The 20601-nt window shown below is 40.0% G+C and carries 17 protein-coding genes; 13 read left to right on the top strand and 4 right to left on the bottom strand.

Going from position 1 to position 20601, the window contains the following annotated elements:
- Window positions 1-322 precede the first annotated feature (322 nt).
- Window positions 323-511: a hypothetical protein gene (locus ACFG4S_RS20015; protein ID WP_392530778.1), complete on the top strand. Its 189-nt coding sequence runs from the start codon at window positions 323-325 to the stop codon at window positions 509-511.
- A gap of 332 nt (window positions 512-843) precedes the next feature.
- On the opposite strand, the gene ACFG4S_RS20010 is transcribed toward ACFG4S_RS20015, so the two are convergent.
- Together ACFG4S_RS20010 and ACFG4S_RS20005 are read right to left on the bottom strand one after the other, a co-directional pair.
- Entirely contained in the window at window positions 844-1176 is a 333-nt protein-coding gene (locus ACFG4S_RS20010) for a translation initiation factor (RefSeq protein ID WP_392530777.1), read from the bottom strand.
- Window positions 1177-1271: 95 nt separating this feature from the next.
- On the bottom strand, window positions 1272-1766 hold the full coding sequence (locus ACFG4S_RS20005) for a hypothetical protein (RefSeq protein WP_392530776.1): 495 nt from the start codon (window positions 1764-1766) through the stop codon (window positions 1272-1274).
- Between the two features lie 338 nt (window positions 1767-2104).
- Between ACFG4S_RS20005 and ACFG4S_RS20000 the strand changes: the two genes are divergently transcribed.
- From ACFG4S_RS20000 to ACFG4S_RS19975, 6 genes are all read left to right on the top strand, one after another.
- A complete protein-coding gene (locus tag ACFG4S_RS20000) occupies window positions 2105-2761 on the top strand; it encodes a hypothetical protein (protein WP_392530775.1) in 657 nt (218 codons plus the stop codon).
- Window positions 2762-2825: 64 nt separating this feature from the next.
- Window positions 2826-4700, top strand: coding sequence for a P-loop NTPase fold protein (locus tag ACFG4S_RS19995; protein WP_392530774.1), 1875 nt, complete (start codon window positions 2826-2828; stop codon window positions 4698-4700).
- On the top strand, window positions 4697-6232 hold the full coding sequence (locus ACFG4S_RS19990) for a DUF1802 family protein (protein ID WP_392530773.1): 1536 nt from the start codon (window positions 4697-4699) through the stop codon (window positions 6230-6232). Before ACFG4S_RS19995 ends, ACFG4S_RS19990 begins: the two co-directional genes overlap by 4 nt.
- 294 nt (window positions 6233-6526) lie before the next feature.
- Window positions 6527-8083: a protein kinase gene (locus tag ACFG4S_RS19985; RefSeq protein ID WP_392530772.1), complete on the top strand. Its 1557-nt coding sequence runs from the start codon at window positions 6527-6529 to the stop codon at window positions 8081-8083.
- Between the two features lie 134 nt (window positions 8084-8217).
- Complete coding sequence (locus ACFG4S_RS19980) at window positions 8218-10074, top strand: protein kinase (protein WP_392530771.1); 1857 nt, start codon at window positions 8218-8220, stop codon at window positions 10072-10074.
- A 399-nt stretch (window positions 10075-10473) separates the two neighbouring features.
- The gene (locus tag ACFG4S_RS19975) at window positions 10474-10692 is read left to right on the top strand and encodes a hypothetical protein (protein ID WP_392530770.1); all 219 of its coding nucleotides are present in this window, start codon (window positions 10474-10476) and stop codon (window positions 10690-10692) included.
- A 60-nt stretch (window positions 10693-10752) separates the two neighbouring features.
- On the opposite strand, the gene ribD is transcribed toward ACFG4S_RS19975, so the two are convergent.
- Window positions 10753-11961, bottom strand: coding sequence for a bifunctional diaminohydroxyphosphoribosylaminopyrimidine deaminase/5-amino-6-(5-phosphoribosylamino)uracil reductase RibD (gene ribD / locus ACFG4S_RS19970; RefSeq protein ID WP_392536031.1), 1209 nt, complete (start codon window positions 11959-11961; stop codon window positions 10753-10755).
- Window positions 11962-12295: 334 nt separating this feature from the next.
- Between ribD and ACFG4S_RS19965 the strand changes: the two genes are divergently transcribed.
- From ACFG4S_RS19965 to ACFG4S_RS19950, 4 genes are all read left to right on the top strand, one after another.
- Window positions 12296-12631, top strand: a complete 336-nt coding sequence (locus ACFG4S_RS19965) for a thioredoxin family protein (protein WP_392536030.1) — start codon at window positions 12296-12298, stop codon at window positions 12629-12631.
- Window positions 12632-12833: 202 nt separating this feature from the next.
- Entirely contained in the window at window positions 12834-14072 is a 1239-nt protein-coding gene (locus ACFG4S_RS19960; RefSeq protein ID WP_392530769.1) for an LL-diaminopimelate aminotransferase, read from the top strand.
- A gap of 537 nt (window positions 14073-14609) precedes the next feature.
- A complete protein-coding gene (locus ACFG4S_RS19955) occupies window positions 14610-15881 on the top strand; it encodes an NF038130 family PEP-CTERM protein (protein ID WP_392530768.1) in 1272 nt (423 codons plus the stop codon).
- Between the two features lie 642 nt (window positions 15882-16523).
- Window positions 16524-16946 carry a response regulator gene (locus ACFG4S_RS19950; protein WP_392536029.1) on the top strand — a complete coding sequence of 141 codons (423 nt, stop codon included), beginning with the start codon at window positions 16524-16526 and terminating at the stop codon, window positions 16944-16946.
- Between the two features lie 24 nt (window positions 16947-16970).
- Here the strand turns inward: ACFG4S_RS19950 and ACFG4S_RS19945 are convergent, their stop codons facing one another.
- Window positions 16971-17153, bottom strand: coding sequence for a hypothetical protein (locus tag ACFG4S_RS19945; RefSeq protein WP_392536151.1), 183 nt, complete (start codon window positions 17151-17153; stop codon window positions 16971-16973).
- A 446-nt stretch (window positions 17154-17599) separates the two neighbouring features.
- Here ACFG4S_RS19945 and uvrC point away from each other — a divergent pair, with 446 nt between their 5' ends.
- Window positions 17600-19477, top strand: coding sequence for an excinuclease ABC subunit UvrC (gene uvrC / locus ACFG4S_RS19940; protein WP_392536028.1), 1878 nt, complete (start codon window positions 17600-17602; stop codon window positions 19475-19477).
- Window positions 19478-19533: 56 nt separating this feature from the next.
- Entirely contained in the window at window positions 19534-20328 is a 795-nt protein-coding gene (locus ACFG4S_RS19935) for a hypothetical protein (RefSeq protein WP_392530767.1), read from the top strand.
- Window positions 20329-20601 lie beyond the last annotated feature (273 nt).

Genomic DNA, 20601 nt, shown 5'->3' with positions numbered 1-20601 from the left:
TTTATCAGCATAGCATTAAATTAAAATTTTTTATCTTATCAAAAGATAAATTATTGTGTCAAGATGATTTATACTTATAAGCAATATAAAATTAATTTTTAGAGCAGTTAATATCCTAAATCTGAATTACACGCTCTAAAACTTTTAGGTTTTACTACGTATTAATACGGATGCAGATTTTCCTCACCGTTCAGATTATTGGTTTTTTTGACTACTGAGCGCTGCTCGCTGTAATCTGCTTAAAAACTTCTGTAAAGCTGTACTTACACACCAAAGTCAAACTCTCTTCTACACATTATCCCTTAAAGAGCTTTTTGCAAGTATGCCTTCAATTACCTACAATCGCACCGATAGCCACCAGCCACAAAGCATCATCCTTCAAGGTTATGTTGTCCATCCGGGATTACATATTCTCAGCCACGAGCAGATCAAGTTGGTACGCGAACAAATACAGCGCGATGACAAGCTTGAAGACCTAGTGAGTCAAGGCGTTATTAAGCTGATTGGCTAATACGCTTCTCGGCGTTGCTGATTGATGGGATGATTTTTGTCTCACGCAAAGGCGCAAAGGCGCAAAGAATCTACCTTTAATTTTGACCAAAAAGCTCAATTCATCCCGCAAATATGCAACGCCCGCTTCTCTATCAAGTTAATTGTGTCTGCATCAGGTAACTTATCAAGCTGTTGTACTTTCAATCTAATTTGTGCGTCAAACTATCATCAGGTAAATGTACAAGTTAAATGTGTGACAGCTTATCAGACTTATGTGTACACCGTAGCTTTTTTTAGGAGAGGATTTAAAATTTCCCCATTCCCTACTAGGGAATGGGGATTAGGTGCAGTTTAACGTCTGGAATCCTGATCTGCGGGGTCACCGTAGGGGTCTTCACTGGCTGGGCGGAGGTTACCAAACTCCCCATTATCTGCGGGATCGCCGTAAGGATCTTCACTAGCTGGGCGAACGTTGCTGTAAGATGCCGGGTCTGCGGGATCGCCGTAGGGATCTTCACTGGCTGGGCTGACATTGCCGTAAGATGCCGGATCTGCGGGGTCGCCGTATGGATCTTCACTGGCTGGACGTACATTGCGATCGCCCAATTCGGCATCTTGTTCAGATCGATCGCTGTTCGACCCCAAAAACAACTCCTTCGCCTTTCGGAAAAATTCATCTACCATGATCTGTCTCCTGATTTAAGTTCCTGTTTCCGACGTGCGCGATCGGCGTTATCCTTCGGGGAAACCCGCTTTAGATTTACACACGCTTGGATAATCTAGATTGCTGGAGCCGGCTCTGAAGTTAGACCAGTGAGATCGCGACCTGTGGAACTCCCGTTATAGCCTTGGAATTGGCGATATTTTTGTGCTTCAGATTCTGGCACTCGAATGCCTTCTGCTGGTGCAGTTACCCAGTGAGCGCGATGTTCAGCATCACGGTAGTATACACGCCCGTTTTTGGAAAGATAATACTTACCTTGCGCTCCTTCTTGTGGAGCATTCTTATGTTGGTTGTAGAGGTAATAAAGTCCCGCAGCTCCTGCTAAAAGAGCTACTTTCTGTCCTGTGGACAAGCCTTTCTTGGCTTCGGTCTGGTTAGTGGTGCGATCGCTCACTGTTCTACTAATAGTATCGTCAACAGGTGGGGGCACTGAAGCCTTTTGAGAACCACCTCCGCAGCTACTTAGCAATGGCACTGTTAGCAATGCCGAAAGCAGCACTGCAATTAGACGCGAGACTACTATTTTACGTTCTTTAAATATTGTTAGCATCGTATTTCATCATCACCTATCTTTACTAAAAGCCTTGCTGTTGCTACAACACAGTTGTAGTTAGTGTTCTTTTGCCTGGGATTGCAAAAACATTTACTGCTGATTTTCACCAGCACAACTAAAGCCTTTGACTAATATGATCGGCGAATTTATCAGATATTTCATCTTGCCTTTGAGAGAAAGTGTATTCATCCGAAGGAAATATCTTGTGAATTTTTTCTGAATCTATTTGGCTGAAACGGTGAAATCTTCAGCAATTTCTCGGTTATTTTTCCTGAGTAAATAATTTAGAAAGATACAGTTACTATGATGTTTTTTGTCAAAAAAATACACTGAATATGGCATCAAAAAATACACTCCAAACTAGCACTCGTCTTCTTTTGGCTTTATGGGATTTGGGAGGAATACAGCAAGAAGTTAAGAAGGGTCAATTGACTAAGCGAATTGTATCTAAAAGCCAGAAGGTAGCAGATTATCAGGGCATATTCGAGGAATTACAGAAGCAGGATGCGATCGCTATTTCCAAAAAAGGGTATTCTCTGACATCTCCCAAGGGTGTAGAGGTATTGGGTGAGGGTTTGAGAAATGGCGATTTTAAGTTTGAAGGGACGATTGTCGGAACTTGGGCGGCGAATGCGTTAGTGAAGTGGATTAGTCAGATTGATGTTGCGGTAGCTGGTGCAGATGTACTGGTTAATGGGAAGACTGGGGCGATCGCTTCTTACGACGAATTTAAATCTGTGGCATTGGAAGTCTACGACAAGTTGAACCAAAACTACAACTTAGACGATCTGGTGCCAATTTATCGGATTAGGAGAGAAATAGGCGATCGGATCAGTCGTGAAGATTTCAATGAATGGCTGCTGGAAATGCAGGAAAAGGACATTTTGCAGCTTCAAGGTGGAAGTTTACCAGATAACGACTCAGCCAAACTTGAAGACTCCGTAACTACTGAAGTCAGTGGACTGCGTTGCTATGCCAAACGTTTAAATTAATCCACCAATTTTTGTAATTTTTGCTCTCTGTCAAACCTCATACACAACTATTTCCAATAAATCCATGTCTAAGTCTAATGATTTAATTAATGCTATTAACAACCACAACCCATTTAAAGGTCGCTTAGTAGTTAAAGATCATAATGTTTGGGGACAAGGTTTTCCTGATGAAGCATCTTTAAATGCTCATGCTTCCAATGCTGTTTATAACGCAATTGAGGAAGTTCGTAGTGGACAGCAGAAAGTTGTGGGGATTACTATTACAGCAGAAAGAGGGTTAGGAAAAAGCCACGTTATCAGCAGAATTCGCCATAGATTACAGGTTGATGGCAGCGCTTTATTCGTTTATATGAGTCAATGTAATAACCTAAACCGAATTAAAGCAGAATTTTTAAATACTCTTGCAAATAGTCTTAAACAAATAGGTAGTCAGAATGTTAGTCAATGGCAGGAATTAGCAGCAGCTTTAATTAATGAAGCTTTTAATAAAAACTATACATCTCAACAGTTAATAAATCAATTTCCTGGGGCATTAGCTAAAAATCCCAAGGTAGTTGAAGTTTTGCGAGACAAGGTACTTCGCATTAAGTCTGATATCCAAAATCCGGATATTATTACGGCAATTATATGGACACTTTCTCCTGATCCAGCTTATGAAATATTTGCTATTCGATGGCTGGCTGGTGGTAACTTGCCACAGACAAAAGCTGATGCGATGGGTTTAGCTAATATAAGTGCAAATGATCAAGAAGCTGAATCTTTCAATACAGTGCGGCAAATTCTTGATTTGATTAGCGATTATAAACCAATAGTCGTTTGTTTTGATGAAATGGAAAGCGACCACTGTAATGAAATAGGATACACTGCACAACAAGTTACAGCTATCTTAGCTAAAGACTTATCTGACAAAATTAAACGAGGTGTTTTGCTAACATCAATTTTTCCTGATCATTGGATTCATGAGGTTAAAAAGTTATCAAATGCTGATTCAGTTGTAGATAGAATTGCTGAACAAGTAATTGATTTAAAGTATCTTAATTCTGATGATGTTGTTATTTTAGTCTCTCGATGGCTTGAAGAATTTTATCAAGAGAAAGGATTAACACCTCCTTATCCAATTTATCCATTTGATGAAGAAAAATTGAGAGCATTAGGCAAGGAAAAACCGATTGTTAGAAAAGTGTTAAAATGGTGTGCGGAAAATTTTAAATCTGGTATTTCTGACGTAATAGAACATCCAGTAGAAGCTGCTTATAATCAACAAATAGCTGCTTTAGAAACTACTATACAAGACTACATGGAGAATAAAGCAACTCTTGCTCAAGCGCTAAGATTAGCATTTACTACTATCAAAGGAGAAGTATTAGAAAATGTTCAAATTGTAGATATAATTGATGTTCAAGTTAAAGCTGTGGATAAAGGCTACCTTGACTTTAAAATTGTTGGGAAAGAAAACGGTAAAGATGTCAAAATTGCCGTAGCTATTCTACAAGAATCTGGGGGCTTATTCGTCCAAGCTGCATTGAAAAGGCTAATTCGCTACAAAGATTTTGATTTAACTCGTGGTTGTTTAGTTCGATCTAAACAAATTAGTAAAGGTGCTACTAAAGCACAAAATTATTTAAGTCAGCTTTTATCACGTGATTTAGGTGGTGAATGGGTATTATTAAAGCCTGAAGATATCAAACCACTTTTAGCATTACACTTTGTCATGAAAGGTCGTGAAGATGATGAGTTAAGCGAAGATCAAATTATAGATTTTATTCGCCAAAAGCGCATAGCAATTGATAATTATTTGATCCGTGAAATTCTCAGCGATCCATCAGGACAAATTCCTAAAGATGCAATTGATGAAGAAATTGAAAGTAGTAATATCACTTTAACAGAGGTTGCAGATGTAGTAAGTGTTGGTTCAGATGATTTATTTCAGGAATCATGATTAATATAGCTTTACGTTTACCAAGACTAGAAATTGAGGCATTATTGCAAGGGAGAATAATTGCAGTAATGCCCAGTAAATTTCTTACTCCAGAACGAGAATTTGCACTCTGTCCAGTAGATGCTTCAATTAATCTACTACCAGATGAGCAATACTATCGATCAATTTTTCTAACAATTGCTCAAAGTTCATTCACACAGTTAAATACTCAGGGTGTTTTAATACAACCTCATCAAATGAGCTTACTTCGAGATGAGGAACAGTTAAAACTACCACTCTTAGCTTATGAAACAGTCTTAATTAAAGCCTGGGCTAAGTGCGAACTATGCCAAATTATCAACAATGCTGAATCTTTGGTTGCTTTATCACAGCTAACTATTTGGACAACAGAAGCTTTAAAGGAAATATTAAGGCAAAGGCAAAATATTTTTTTGGCATATTTGCGAGTATATAAGTTGCCTAAATCAATTGAAGTTACAATAAAGTCAAATAGTCAGTTTGTTGCATTATCTCAACCTATCAATATTTCTGAAGAAAAGCCAGTATTAAACGATCGCACCTTCGCCCAACGCAAGCATCAATTAGAAAATCGACAGCCACCGCTGTATCCTGAATTGGAAGAATTGCAAAGTGCGATCGCATCCCTAAGCATTAGCCAACCAGCAGCTAAACAATTAGACGATGATATCAAAGTATTCTTAGGCTGGAGTAGTGACAAGCTAATTAAGCAACCCGACTCAAATTTAGCTTGGATAAATGATATTGCAAAATTGGGCGATCGCAGCATCGAAAAAGATGAGGGTAAAAGCAATTACCAAGCTGGTACAGACTTTGAAATCATCGCACGCCGTAGCCTTGATTTTTTAGGATTCAAGGTTGAAGAAGACTACAAAGGTGGTGCAGGTGGCTTAGACTTGTTTTGCTCACAACCTTATCCTCTTGTATGCGAATGTAAAGCAGGTAAAAGCATTCCTGATCGTGCAGTAGAAGAATTAGATAGGATTGGTAAAAGGCATCTTAAAGAAAATTATCTTCAAGCTATGCGGTTGATTATTGGCCCAGGTCAACCAACTAAAAATCTGAAAGAATCTGCTCAGATATCTCAAATCAGCATTATAAATGTAATGACTCTACAAAAACTCGTTGAATTAAAAGCAAAATATCCAGGTGCGATTAACTTAGTCGAATTAAAACAATATTTAGAACCTGGGCAAATTGACTATAAAATTGGTGAATTTATTGATAAAGCTGAGAGAGAGATTAAATTGCGATCGCAGATTATCGCAGCAGTCAAAGAACTCTCTGAACAAGATAACGAAACTTCAAAAGCTACACATCCGAGTTTCACAGTTACAGAAATTCGTGTTCATTACAATGTTACTCATAACCCCAAGCTAAATGATGAAGTAGTTCGTGATTTACTGATAGAACTTTCTTCACCCTTAACAGGCTATTTGGGGCGAATAAAAAGCAGTGATTGGAAGAGCGATCGCTTTTACTTTCTCCGCGACTTACCCATCAACCCAACCTAGTAAAAATATTTCTTACTTTGCGCCCTTTACGTCCTTCTCTAACGAGACGCTGCGCGTAGCTTGCTTCCCCGAAGGGGTATGCGGTTCGTCCCCAAAAATTACGAGGATAAAGATGAATTAGCGATCGCTCTAATTGAAGGTATAAAAAATATAGTCAAACAACGTCAGTATAAAATTGCTTAACGGAGTGTGAATCACTGATGTTTATATTGCTCCTAATAACAAAAATCAGATACAAACTAAAGTAGATGAAATAATATGACAAAACACCCTTGTGATTACCAGTGCTAATTTATGCAAACACTGCTAAACAACCGCTATCGAGTGATTCGGACTTTAGGAGGCGGTGGGTTTGGTGAGACTTTCTTAGCGGAAGATACCCAAATGCCTTCTAGCCGCCGCTGTGTAATTAAACAGCTAAGACCGATTCAAAACAACCCGCAGATTTATCAGTTAGTGCAAGAAAGATTCCAGCGGGAAGCGGCAATTTTAGAAGACTTAGGCGGCGTAAGTAACCAAATTCCCACTTTGTATGCTTATTTTCAGTCAGATGGACAATTCTACTTAGTTCAAGAGTGGATAGAAGGCGATACTTTAACAGCGAAAGTCCACGAACAAGGGTTATTAAGTGAAAGTGCGGTCAGAGAAATATTAATAAATTTATTACCAGTACTAGAACAAGTACACAATCAGCGGATTATCCATCGAGATATCAAGCCAGATAATATCATCTTGCGTCATCGAGATTGTAAGGCAGTGCTGATTGATTTCGGTGCTGTTCGGGAATCAATGGGAACAGTGGTGAATTCCCAAGGGTTACCTACCAGTTCCATTGTGATTGGTACGCCGGGATATATGCCAAGCGAACAAGCCGCAGGTAGACCACTTTATTCAAGTGATTTATATAGTTTGGGAATCACAGCAATTTTTCTCCTCACCGGCAAACAACCACAAGAATTAGAAACGGATTCACGTAGCGGAGAAATTATTTGGCACAGACATGCTTTGAGTATTAGTCCAACATTAGCAGGAGTGATAGATCGAGCGATCGCCTATCATCCACGCGATCGCTTCACTAGCGCTAGAGAAATGCTAGACGCCTTGCAATTTGGTGCAGGAAACTTCCCGCAGACAGTACCTTATATCCCATCACCACCAGCAACTGTACCTTCTCACCCAACAGTACAAAATACAGTTGCTGTTAGTCCAGGTTCTTCTCCCCAACCCACTAATCAAAGTAGTGGACAGAAGGGAATTCTTCTGAGTAGTTTAATTATTGGTGGTTTGATTGGTACTTCTATAGTTATTGGTCTTGCTCTCAATAAACCAAATCAACCAGTAGTACAATCAAGCGTTTCATCGGAATCTACCCCAACCCCCACCGAACCGCAAAATACACCAACGTCATCACAATCCACAATTTCCAGCACTCCGACACCCCAGGATAATACACCATCGCCTTTGCCTAGCCCTACTCAATCGGCTCAAGCTTCCTCGTCAACCCAGCCACAAATCGATCGACCCCCGGCAGCACAAGCGGTAGAAAATTATTATGCAACTATTAATCAAGGTCAGTATCAAGCCAGCTGGAATCAGCTATCTCCGAGTTACCAAAATAATCGACGACTTCACCCAAATGGCTATCTTTCTTATATCGATTGGTGGGGTGGAAAGGTTCAAAGCGTAGATGTCGAACGAGTTACTTTAGTAGAAGCAAGTGCAGAATTAGCTACAGTTGATGCTCAATTTAAATATGTGATGAAAACTGGTAGAGTAGTCCCGGCTTCTGTACGCTTTTTTCTTCTATGGGATGCCCAAAATAATAGGTGGGTTGTTAGTGATACCAAGTAAGTGGACTTAAAGGGATTCACGCCATCACTATAACGATAAACTATTGGGAACGGATAGTGTTCTCAATTCCGTGTCCATAACTTAATCAACTTATCTGATGTACATTTGAGAATGGCGATCGCTTCTAATTTTTCATGACTTCAACCCTGCTAAATAATCGCTATCAAGTTATCGAGGTAATCGGTGCTGGTGGGTTTGGCGAAACCTTCCTCGCAGAAGACACCCATATGCCTTCTCGCCGTCAGTGTGTCATCAAACAACTCAAACCAATAACAAATAATGACCCGCAAACCTACCAAATAATCCAACAGCGGTTTGAACGGGAAGCAGCAACCTTAGAATATTTGGGTGAAAGTTGTAACCAAATTCCCAAACTCTATGCCTACTTTGAAGAAAACGGGCGATTTTACCTCGTTCAAGAATGGATTCACGGTCAAACCTTAACAAAAATTATCGAAGCTAAAGGATTTGAGAGTGAAACTGTTGTTCGAGAAATTCTCTTGAGTCTGCTATCAGTCTTGGATTATGTCCACAGCAAAGGCATCATTCATCGGGATATTAAGCCTGAGAACATCATTGTCCGTTCTGTTGATGGCAAGCCAGTTTTGATTGATTTTGGTGCAGTTAAAGAAACAATTCGTTCGGTGGTGAATTCTCCAGGATACCCCACGCGATCGCTTGTGATTGGTACGCCGGGATATATGCCTAGCGAACAAGCCGTTGGACGCCCAGTTTACGGCACTGATATCTACAGCTTGGGCTTAACGGCAATTTATCTCTTGACTGGCAAACACCCGCAACAACTACTAACCGATCTGCAAACTGGAGAAATACTTTGGCAGCAGTACGCCCCTAATGTGTCTGCCCAATTGGCAGGGGTACTCAATCAGGCAATTAACCCTCACGCTGGCGATCGCTACAGTACTGCTAGTAAAATGCTATATGCATTACAGTCTCCTAGTTATATTCCTTCGCCATCGACCCAAACTAATCCCACAGGCAGTTTTTCTCCAAGTAGGACATCAACTGAGCAAACCCAGGCATTATCTTCTCCCCAAAAAACTCCAATTTCTACTCCTGGAAACTGGCAAAAACCTGCTGTGATTATTGGTAGTTTACTGGTAGGCGGTTTGATTGGTGCGATCGCAATTTCTGATATGACTCGTCAACAACAGTTAAGGACAACTGTTATCACAAGTAGCACACCATCACCAGAATCTTTGCCCACTCCTACACCTGCCGCCAATCCGCCAATTTCTTCCCAACCTTCTCAAGTCCCAGTTATACCTACCCCACCACCAAAACGGCGAGTAATTCCTATTCCTTTGCCAGCTTCTAATTCCCCAATCATATCCACACCAGAAGCAGACAACGATCCTGTAACTTCCACGCCACAGCCGGAAAAAGAACCTGTAACTTTAGATACTCCCGCACCATTGGCAACATTCAAACCACAGACAGAACCAGAAAATCCGATGGTGGTTCCTACACCAGAAGCGCGTCCTACACCACAGAAGAAACCTCGCAGTAAATTAGCTGCCACTGCTAGCAGAGAAAGCATTCCCGCATTTCCTACAGGCACATCAAGAAAAATCGTAGAAGCTAGCCTCGGCAAACCAACGCAAGATTTAAGAGGTGCCTGGGGCAATACCCGTGCTGTTGTTTACAAACTTGTACCAAATAAAATAGACCTTGGCTATTTATTCGATCGCAATTCTAAAGCGCTGCGTCAAACAGAAGTATCTTTTGCAGAATCCGTAGATCCACAAGTAATGGAAGCTACCTTAAATGGACTCTTAAGTGGGCAAGCCACGGAAGATATTAAGCAGGGGCTTAAACAAGTTCAACAACGCCAATCTGATAATTTTAGTTTTAAGAATGGTTCAGTTAAGGGTCAGATTATCCGCCAAGAATGTGATTTTATTTACATTAGTATTTGGGACGCAGATTTACATGATTTTGTGAATCCATCTACAGGTAAAAAATGTTAATCTCTGGGAATAAATTGATTGAAAAAATTAGATTTCTGTATTGTAGAACACAGATACTCTCGGCGAAAAAAGCATTAAAAATCATTTTTCTTGGGCTTAAATCAACACAATTTCAGTCTTGCCAAATACAAAAACCCAATTTTTAAGATTAGTAAATTTGTGTTCTAGATTTTGGGGAAAAACTCATAAAACTCTGTTTTATCCATACCCCATAAGCCATGCCCAATCCCCTATACCCATTTTCAAAGCCGAATTTTCAATTCTTAATCTTCATAAAGTTATAAATATCATTATTAAGTTTTTAATAATACTTATCTCAGCTTCTACATTCATGTCGTAAAGTGCGCTCAAAATTGTGTAATCTGAGAACAGCTAAGCTAATGATTCTATTGAGGTCTGATGACTCCGACAATTATGCGTCAGCTTTGGTCTGTGATTGAAACCGCCCAAGCAAAGATCCTCTTACAACTGGATGATGCTAGCTTGGTGCAGTGGTTGGTAAAACAAATGGAAACGCAAGTGTTGTTAAATTCCAACGAAACTGATTATCTCAGTCACTACATTCAATCTCGGCTAGCACTCATACGCGATATTGCCCACGAACGTCAATGTTCATAATAGGCAGATCGCTAAATTCAGAATTCAAAATTCTGAATTTTGACTTCTTGTGATTATTGACTATTGGCTTGTTTGGGGAAAATAACCTTCCACTAAACAGTCTGAGCCGACTACACGCCAACGAACACGTTCTAAAGAGAGTGCCTGAGTCATAGTAGTAAAACCTAAATCGCCTACAGGTGTGGGAGCAATGCTACCGCCAATGATTTTTGGGGCAATAAATGCTAAGACTTTTTGCACTGCTCCTTGAGCGATCGCACTAGCAGCTAAAGTACTACCACATTCCCACAAAACATTACAAAAACCCCGCTCGTATAAATACGCCATTGCTTTCTCTGGTGTCAGCGATGTGAATTCCACTACTTCCACCCCCTGTTTGAGCAACAACTCTTGAAAATCCGGGTTAGCACCCTCCTCCGTCAACACCAAAGTCGGAGCGTCAGCAGTTTGCCACAGACGGGCATTTTCCGGTAAATTAAGACGGCGACTCATCACCACCCGCAGCGGATTATGCGCCCCTACCTGATGGCTGGTTAAATAAGGATTGTCTAGTCGTACTGTATTACCACCGACAATTACTGCATCACAAGCTGCCCGGAGTTGATGTACTTCGGTACGGGAATCTTGGCTGGTTACCCAAGCACTGTGACCAGAGGTAGTGGCGATTTTACCATCTAAAGTCATGGCATATTTTAAAATTCCCAAAGGTCGTTTGTAGAGGATGCGATGAACAAAACCTTCATTTAGCTGACGGCAAGCTTCTTCTTCTACTCCTACCACCACTTCGATCCCCGCTGCACGTAAACGAGCAATACCGCCTCCCGCTACTAAGGGATTGGGATCAACCATACCCACTACGACTTTTGCCACCCCTGCTTCAATCAACGCTTCCGAACAAGGGGGAGTCCGTCCGTAGTGATTGCAAGGTTCGAGGCTGACATAGGTTGTTGCACCATTAGCCTCAACTCCTGCTGCTTTTAAGGCAAATACTTCTGCATGAGGCTCACCTGCACGAGGATGAAATCCTTCCCCAATAATTTCTCCATCTTTGACAATCACTGCTCCCACTAATGGATTTGGCGAAGTACGCCCTAAAGCGCGGCGAGCAAGTTCTAAACACCGTTGCATCATGCGAGAATCAAAGTCACTTCCTACTTTTTCCTTCGCTGGTGAATCTGAGTCGCTATTAGGTCGCATTAGACGTGTATTCTCCTGAAGGGAATTGGATAGGGATGCATTCGCTTGAGCGACCACTGGGAAATTATCCATAAATTTTAGCCAACACTGTAAATATTCTGCACGCATTGGCGCAGCCTCTTTGCAAGAGAATCGCGCTTTAATCCTGATAATTAAACAGATTAATATCCATACGCAATTTATTGACAGTTTTAACTTGTATTAGCCTGTAATATTTGACTCTAGCTTGAATCTTTAATGATTCTCATGTGGTTGTGCCCCTACGGGGATTTGTACTATTTTCTCAGGAATCAGCAATAACTTTGGAGTTTCAGCTGCCTGAGATGAGAAGTTCGGTGACTCAGGACTCAGTTTGGGATAGAGTATTGTGTGTGCCAACTTTGATCGCCACCTGATGGAGACTGCAATGAGTAAGGCTGTAATCACCATAACTGATGCTGATTTTGAAACAGAAGTCTTAAAAGCGGAGCAGCCTGTATTAGTTTACTTTTGGGCTTCCTGGTGCGGGCCTTGTCAATTGATGTCGCCCATGATTAGCTCAGCTGCTACTGCTTATAGCGATCGCCTCAAAGTCGTTAAAATGGAAATTGACCCGAACCCTCTCACAGTAAAGCAATACCAAGTGGAAGGTGTACCCGCCCTCAGGCTAATTCAAGGAGACAAACTACTAGAATCCACTGAGGGAGTCATCGGCAAAGAAAAATTACTCAGCCTCCTTGCTAAACACTTAGACAGTAATTAGTCATTGGTCATTAGTCATTGGTCATTAGTCATTAGTCGTTAGTCAAATGACAAAGCGCAAAGTCTGTAGCAACATCCCGCAGGGTGTAGAGGTTTTCCAGCATCAGAACTTTGTCATAGAGGACAAATGACAAATGACAAATAACAAAGGACAAATGATAAAGGACATAGACGCGCCAGCGGCTTCCCCCAGGGTAGTACAAATGACTAACATACAATTTGCCAAACGTTTACAACCCCTACAATCTAATGTATTTGCTGATATGGACAGAGCCAAGGCAATTGCCTTGGTTGCTGGACAACAGTTAATTGATTTGTCTTTGGGGTCTTCTGATTTACCAGCCGAGACACACATCATTGAGGCGATCGCCCAATCTCTTCACGATCCCACTACCCACGGCTATCTGTTATTTAATGGTACTCAAGGCTTTCGGGAAGCCGCAGCCAACTGGTACGAACAAAAATTTGGCATTAGAGTCGATCCCCAAACTGAGGTACTACCTCTGATTGGTTCTCAAGAAGGCACAGCCCATCTTCCCCTAGCATTGCTCAATCCCGGAGATTTTGCCCTATTGCTCGATCCAGGTTACCCCTCCCATGCTGGAGGAGTCTACCTGGCTAGTGGACAAATCTACCCAATGCCACTAACGGAAGAAAACGCTTTTTTACCAGTTTTTGCTGATATTCCTGCTCCAGTTTTGGCTCAGTCGCGGATGATGGTGTTGAGTTATCCTCACAATCCCACAGCGGCGATCGCTCCTTTATCTTTCTTCCAAGAAGCTGTCGCTTTCTGTCAGCAACACAATCTCGCCCTAGTTCACGATTTCCCCTACGTAGATTTGGTATTTGAAGGGAATAGGGAGTCGGGACTGGGGAATAGGAAAGATTTTTCTCAATACCCAATACTCAATACCCAGTCCCTAGTCCCTTCAATTCTACAAGCCGATCCAGAAAAAAGCGTCTCCATTGAATTTTTTACCCTTTCCAAGTCTTACAATATGGGCGGCTTCCGCATTGGCTACGCCATTGGTAATGCCCAGTTAATTAAAGCTTTACGCCAGGTTAAAGCTGCTGTTGATTTTAACCAGTATCGGGGAATTTTAAATGGGGCGATCGCTGCTTTGACTGGTCCTCAAATTGGCGTAAAAACTGCTGTAGCTACCTTCCAGGAGCGTCGAGATACTTTCATCACTGCTTTACACAGCATTGGCTGGAATGTTCCCACTCCCCACGCCACAATGTACATTTGGGCAAAGTTACCTTCACCCTGGAGTCAAAACTCCATCGAATTTTGCACCCAGTTAGTCAAACAAACTGGTGTAGCTGCTTCTCCAGGTGCGGGTTTTGGTAAATCCGGTGAAGGGTATGTCCGCTTTGCTTTAGTGCATGAGCCAGCTTTGTTAGAAACTGCTGTGGAAAAAATTGCTAAATTCCTGAATTGAATTTCTTCTCAAACTGAGTGCTAAGGAACGTGCATTAAATAAGATGCAAAACTTCATCCTGTCTCTAGCTTCCCTCTCCTTATAAAGGAGAGGGATTGAGGGTGAGGTAAGCCAGGGACATAAATTGTATGTTATTTCATTCTTATTCCTAAGGATTTTTTCCGCCAAAGTCCATAGCTGGAATATGGAGTAGGTTAACACAGCTGTGATTACCTACAAATATCTATATTCTCCTCAGCAAATATCATGTGCTTTAAAATACCCTTATTATTTGCTGAAACATGTAATTGTACGTATAAAACTTGATAAAGATTCGTCATCATTTCATTGATAATCAGCAGGAACTTTACCCAATCAAGTCTCCCATTTCTTAAAGTGGGTTTGTACGCTCAGCTACCAAAGATGGCTTAACATACAGGTCGCATTTTTAAGCGGAAGTATTGCTAAAAAGCCTGTAGTCAAGACAGTCCAAGCCTAGAAACAGCAGTAGTTTAAACCTTAACTTTCAAACTGACGGAGACTTGAAAAAAAATGAAAATGACTTTTCAGAAACTTGTGATTGGTGCTTCAATGGCTATTGGTGTGAGCGCTATTGCCTCTGCCCCAGCACACGCTGTATCCTTTGAGTTCAATAATCTCAACGAAACCAATACTTACACAGGTGGTTCAAACGGCCAGTTCATTAAAGGAAATGCCGCCGCCGCAGCCGAAGCTTTAACCGATAAAAATCCCACTTCTAACGTTGAACTTTGGTATAGTACCGAAAATCCCACTTCTAACGTTGGTTTCACCGCCACACAAGGAAAATACAGTGCTACTGTCAGCAGTGTCACCGCTAACGACTGGAATAATTTTGGTTCCCAATGGCTAGGCGATTTATTGAGTAGCTACACACCATTTAAATCAGTTTGGAACGGGTTTTCCGCCGATACCAAATCACTAGTAACTAGTTATTTTCCTTCTTTGGGAATGGGAGACCCTAACGTTGGTGATTTCCAATTCGGTCAAAATGGCGGTGTGGAACTGAAATTAGTTGGTCACTTAGATGTCAAGAATAAACTTGCAACAACTATTTCTAGTAAGGTTGATGAAAAGTGGAATGCAATTAAATCACAGTTTCCTCAACTAACAGCTCAACCAACCCTTTCACAAGTTGAAAGTTCCATTCCACAACTACAAACACAACTAAACGCAATTACAGGACAAATTACCACACTACAAACAGCAATCAACGCAATTCCAACACAAATTGCAACACAAGCAGCAGCGGTGAGTGCAATTACAACACAAATTACAATACTACAAGGAGCCCTGAATGCAATTCCTAACACTACAGCCAATCAAACACAAAGGCAAACCTTGACGACTCAAATAGCTCAACTCAATGCTCTTAAAACTCAGCCGCTAGCAATTCAAAAATCTCAACTCAATACTCTCAAAACAGTGACGCTACCAGGTCAAATCTCTCAACTGAATACTCCCAAAGATCAGCTATCAGGTCAAATCTCTCAACTCACATCATTTAAAGATGTACTGACCCTGCAAGCTACATTAAACGACTACAAAGGTGAAATTGGAGCTAGTGAAATTGCCAAGGTAATTACTGGTGGTCAAACCTACTATGCCTATAGCTTTAACCCAACTGCATCCGGTATTACTGCTTCTGATGATGGTGTATCCTACAGTGCGATTTATACTTGGACAACACCTAAGTATGCCTCAGCGCCAGAACCATCAGTAATACTTGGTATTTTAGGTGTTGCTGGTATCTTTGCTACACAACGCAAGTTAAAAAAAGTATCTGGTTGAAACTCCGGTTTTCATTCCCAAAAATAAGTAAAGGAGCAATGTTTGCTCCTTTTTTTATGAATATAGGACTTACACACTGTATAAAATGACTATCATGTGTATCAAGGAAAACCCGTTGTTTTAGGCTATTGAGTACTAGTGTTAGATGGCTGACTAATGGTGAAAAAATTAAACTTGAATACCTGAAAATTCATACGCATATTTAATTGCTTATGTCAATCTCTAAGTCCTAGATATTTCCTGTGAGCTATTAGAGAGTATATTCCCCTTATTACTTTTTAGGACTCATACAAAACTATAGAGCGTAAGGGCAATTTATGAATTGCCCCTACTTGAGGATTGGGGTTTCGCCTATTGTTTGCGTCAGTACTGACTTTTTTTCTGGCATCCGGATTAAAACTGCTCTAGTGAGCATTTACCCTACCAGCAAAATATTTAAGAAGATCAAGAATAAAAACTTTATGAAGAAAAGTTTAATTTTTAATTAATTTTTAATTGTAACATCATATGATTTAAGTATACTTATGTAGCTAAATTTGGTATATTATTGTTTTTGATTATATTAAGTCAAGTTTGTATTCGCTTAGGAATTCATCTGGCAATGAATAATTGACTTTTAACTGAAAATGATGATACATGGCAATGACAGCACAATTAGTGAATATAAATCATCAATTCCGGTCAAACCAAGCTAGACGGATTTTATTAATCGAAGACCACGATCTGAATAGAATGTTACTGAGTGATTATCTAATTTATTGTGGATATGATGTTCAGAGTTTATCAGAAGGTTCTGCTTTTTTCTCAACTATAGAAAAATTCCAGCCAGATTTAATGTTACTCGACTTGAAATTACCAGATATTGACGGTTATTCACTTTTAAAAGAAGTCCAGCAAAAACCTGATTTGTCCAAAATACCTATTATTGTGGTTTCTGCATTTGCTTTTAAAGCAGATCAAGAACTAGCTCTAAGTTTGGGCGCACGTCGTTATTTTGTTAAACCTCTAAAACTCAAGGATCTTATCTTGACAATTGAAGAAGAGTTTAGGTGTAGCTACAGATAAGCTTTTCTAGTTTACATTTATTTATTATACTTTTTGCTCAGCAATGAACTCTTCAAGACGCTGACTAAGATTTTGCACAGAATTGCCAATTTTTGAAATTTTCTTTTGTACTTCTGCTAATAATAAAACTGCTGTTTGTAAATCATTGAGCGTCTCAGCTGTAGCCTCACGGTATTGCGTTTCAAAATCTTGTAGATTTATATTCATAATTTAGGTCTGATATTTAATTATTAAAATAGTTATATTATCAATAGTAATCGATCAATTAAAGTTACTAATTCTATTAATTCTATTAATATTAAAACTTCAAAAAATAAATGAGTTTAATAACAAATAGATAAAGTCAATACAGTCAGAGAAATAAAGTAATTTTTATCTAAAAAATATAATTTTAAATAATAAAATATCGTGAGTTTAAAATTTCAGTACAAGTACAACAAGTAATATTTATTGTAATATTTATTGCCGATTCCAGTCTCAGCTAGATAAACTAAGTGTAAATCGAAGTTGTGAGTGAAAGTTTTCTCAGATCGGCACTTATCTAAGTGTGAGCTAAAAGTCTAGCTACAGTATATTTACTTGATAGTACTTTGTTAAATCGGCAGGAAAAAATAATTTTTCTTAAAATAGAGAAAGATTACTTAATTATGGTCGTGACAATATCAACTCAAATACTATCACTGGTTAAAGAGCCAGAACGACTGGAAAACCGTCTAGCGGAAATTCCACCGGAACCGGGGGTCTATTTTATGCGGGACAAGAACGATCGCATTATATATATAGGTAAATCACGTAAGTTGCGATCGCGTGTACGTTCCTACTTCCGAGATGGCTATAACAAAAGCGAACGCATAGCGACAATGGTCAAGCTGGTGACTGAAATTGAATTCATCGTCACTGATACTGAAGCGGAAGCCTTGGCGCTGGAAGCCAACTTGATTAAGCAGCACCAGCCATACTTTAACGTGCTGCTCAAAGATGATAAAAAATATCCGTATCTTTGCATCACTTGGTCAGAAGATTATCCCCGAATTTTCATCACTCGGAAACGTCAATTCGGCAAAGAAAAAGATAAATTTTATGGCCCTTATACTGATGCTGGTCTATTGCGAGAAATTGTCCGCCTGTGTAAGCGGATTTTTCCCCAGCGACAACGACCTCAACCACTTTTTAAAGACCGTCCTTGTTTGAATTATGATTTAGGGCGTTGTCCTGGTGTGTGTCAACAGCTGATTTCACCAGAAGAATATCGCAAAATTGTCCAAAAAATAGCGATGGTCTTCCAAGGTCGGACTCAAGAGTTGATTGATATTTTGACCCAACAGATGAACGCTGCTGCTGAGAACTTCAACTTTGAGTCAGCGGCGCGAATTCGCGATCAAATTTCTGGGTTAAAGTCGCTGACAGCTGACCAAAAAGTGTCTCTACCAGATGATACAGTTTCGCGGGATGCGATCGCTCTGGCAGCTGATGCACAACACGCTTGCATTCAACTATTTCAGATTCGTGCTGGTCAATTAGTGGGACGCTTGGCGTTTGTAGCAAATACTCACGCAGAACTAGGAGCTATTTTACAACGAGCTTTAGAAGAACATTACCAAACCGCTGATTCAGTGGAAATACCCATAGAAATTTTAGTCCAGTATGATTTACCAGATGGGGAAATATTGGCGGATGTCTTGACTCAACGTAAAGGTAAAAAAGTCACAATTTTAACTCCTTTGCGGCAAACTAAGGCAGAATTAATAGAGATGGTAGAGCGAAATGCCCAGTATGAATTGCAAAGAATGCAAAAATTAGGCGATCGCAACGACCAAGCAATGCAAGATTTAGCAGCTATTCTGGATTTGGCAGATGTACCCCACCGTCTCGAAGGTTATGATATTTCTCACATTCAAGGCTCAAATGCTGTAGCTTCACAAGTGGTATTTATCGATGGGTTACCCGCCAAGCAATACTATCGCCACTATAAAATTAAAAATCCTACAGTAACAGCCGGACATTCAGATGATTTTGCTAGTCTTGCTGAAGTTATCCAGCGTCGCTTTCGCAAGTATGCTGAAGATCCGCAATTAGAACGTTTGGGTAATTCTGATTGGCCTGATTTAATTATGATCGATGGTGGTAAAGGTCAACTATCATCAGTTGTTGCGGTTTTGCAAGAAATGAATTTATTAGAAGACTTGCGAGTTGTGAGTTTAGCAAAGCAGCGAGAAGAGATTTTTTTACCCGGAGAATCTAAACCCTTGACGACTGACACAGAACAACCAGGGGTACAATTGTTACGGCGACTGCGGGATGAAGCGCATCGGTTTGCAGTGAGTTTCCATCGTCAGCAGCGTAGTGATAAATTAAAGCGATCGCGTTTAGATGAAATTCCCGGTTTAGGACATCATCGACAAAAGCTTCTATTAGGGCATTTTCGCTCAGTCGATTATATTCGCCAAGCAACAACCGCACAACTCGCTGAAGTTCCAGGAATCGGACCACGTTTGGCTCAAGAAATTTACAATTATTTTCATCCTGCTTGAAGAATCTTGGTTTATTTTATTCCTCAATAATTAATTGACCTAAAATTTTATGAATTATGCAGGTTCGGAAATTTAATTCACACCAACTAATACTCTTTAAACCCTTAAAACCTAATTGGAGAAACTTATATTTCACATTTTTATGTACAATTTTCACGTTACTGGGAGCTTTTTTCGTTGGCAGTGATTCTGGTCTGGTCTGTCAGAAAATTTCTCCAAATCAGGGAAGCTGTGAACTTATCCAATCGCCTTTTTGGATAAAAGTCAAGCAAAAATTTAAACTCTCAGACTTGAGAGAGGCTAAGATCAAAAAGTCAGATAAAGCTGATGGACAAACAGGAAAATACTCTTATCATATAGTATTGCTAATTAAAAATACTGAGGTTCCTTTGAATTTTAGTGAGGGAACAAATGAAGATATAAATGCTACTCTGAATAAGGTTGTAACTCGAATCAATCAATATATTGCTACACCTGAGATAAAGAAACTAAATATTTTGCAAAATCAGTTCAGTAGTTGGTTATTGGGAAGTATTCCACTCTTTGCATTTAATATAGTCTTTATTGTTTGCGAAATATATGAAGCTGGCTCAAATTGCATATTTGACCGCGATACTAACTACTTTAGATTAACTCGCAAAAAATGGCTGCGCTGTATTGATGTAATAGAGTATCCTCTCGGAAAAATTTCAGAAGTTGAGATTGAAATATGCGATTATGCTATGGGACAGTCGCACAGAATTACTTTGAAACTTGACTCTGGTCAACTCGTGCCATTAACTCAGGACTACTACAGTGATGATTATCAGGAAATTGTCTCTAATGTCCGGAAATTTCTAAATTTGAGTTAGTCTATAAACAAGTTTTGAATATTTATAAATAAATATCTACTTTTGAGTAATGGTTAAACTCAAGACAGTGGTATTGATACTAGTAATCTGTCAATAAATAATTGATGGATAAATTGCCTGTAGAGACGGTGATTTATCGCGTCTCTCTAACCCTCAAAATGAATTTGACAGACCACTAGTCATAAGTAAACCACGCCAAAAACAAGGGAATCCAGATTTGCATCGAGTCACCTTCCCCAGCTAAGAAATAGAATCTAGGCTGTTTGAGTTAAT

The sequence above is a fragment of the Nostoc sp. C117 genome (assembly GCF_043099735.1).
Taxonomy (GTDB): domain Bacteria; phylum Cyanobacteriota; class Cyanobacteriia; order Cyanobacteriales; family Nostocaceae; genus Nostoc.
The sequence above is the reverse complement of the archived record's forward strand: the minus strand, read 5'-3'. Positions and strand labels throughout refer to the sequence as shown.

What these genes read in the sequence shown, in the direction of transcription:
- ACFG4S_RS20005 (WP_392530776.1), bottom strand. Translation starts at nt 1,766, where the DNA reads ATGCTAACAATATTTAAAGAACGTAAAATAGTAGTCTCGCGTCTAATT.
- ACFG4S_RS20000 (WP_392530775.1), top strand. Translation starts at nt 2,105, where the DNA reads ATGGCATCAAAAAATACACTCCAAACTAGCACTCGTCTTCTTTTGGCT.
- ACFG4S_RS19985 (WP_392530772.1), top strand. Translation starts at nt 6,527, where the DNA reads ATGCAAACACTGCTAAACAACCGCTATCGAGTGATTCGGACTTTAGGA.
- ACFG4S_RS19975 (WP_392530770.1), top strand. Translation starts at nt 10,474, where the DNA reads ATGACTCCGACAATTATGCGTCAGCTTTGGTCTGTGATTGAAACCGCC.
- ACFG4S_RS20010 (WP_392530777.1), bottom strand. Translation starts at nt 1,176, where the DNA reads ATGGTAGATGAATTTTTCCGAAAGGCGAAGGAGTTGTTTTTGGGGTCG.
- ACFG4S_RS19980 (WP_392530771.1), top strand. Translation starts at nt 8,218, where the DNA reads ATGACTTCAACCCTGCTAAATAATCGCTATCAAGTTATCGAGGTAATC.
- ACFG4S_RS19945 (WP_392536151.1), bottom strand. Translation starts at nt 17,153, where the DNA reads ATGAATATAAATCTACAAGATTTTGAAACGCAATACCGTGAGGCTACA.
- ribD (WP_392536031.1), bottom strand. Translation starts at nt 11,961, where the DNA reads ATGGATAATTTCCCAGTGGTCGCTCAAGCGAATGCATCCCTATCCAAT.
- ACFG4S_RS19995 (WP_392530774.1), top strand. Translation starts at nt 2,826, where the DNA reads ATGTCTAAGTCTAATGATTTAATTAATGCTATTAACAACCACAACCCA.
- ACFG4S_RS19955 (WP_392530768.1), top strand. Translation starts at nt 14,610, where the DNA reads ATGACTTTTCAGAAACTTGTGATTGGTGCTTCAATGGCTATTGGTGTG.
- ACFG4S_RS19990 (WP_392530773.1), top strand. Translation starts at nt 4,697, where the DNA reads ATGATTAATATAGCTTTACGTTTACCAAGACTAGAAATTGAGGCATTA.
- ACFG4S_RS20015 (WP_392530778.1), top strand. Translation starts at nt 323, where the DNA reads ATGCCTTCAATTACCTACAATCGCACCGATAGCCACCAGCCACAAAGC.
- ACFG4S_RS19935 (WP_392530767.1), top strand. Translation starts at nt 19,534, where the DNA reads ATGCAGGTTCGGAAATTTAATTCACACCAACTAATACTCTTTAAACCC.
- ACFG4S_RS19950 (WP_392536029.1), top strand. Translation starts at nt 16,524, where the DNA reads ATGACAGCACAATTAGTGAATATAAATCATCAATTCCGGTCAAACCAA.
- ACFG4S_RS19960 (WP_392530769.1), top strand. Translation starts at nt 12,834, where the DNA reads ATGACTAACATACAATTTGCCAAACGTTTACAACCCCTACAATCTAAT.
- ACFG4S_RS19965 (WP_392536030.1), top strand. Translation starts at nt 12,296, where the DNA reads ATGAGTAAGGCTGTAATCACCATAACTGATGCTGATTTTGAAACAGAA.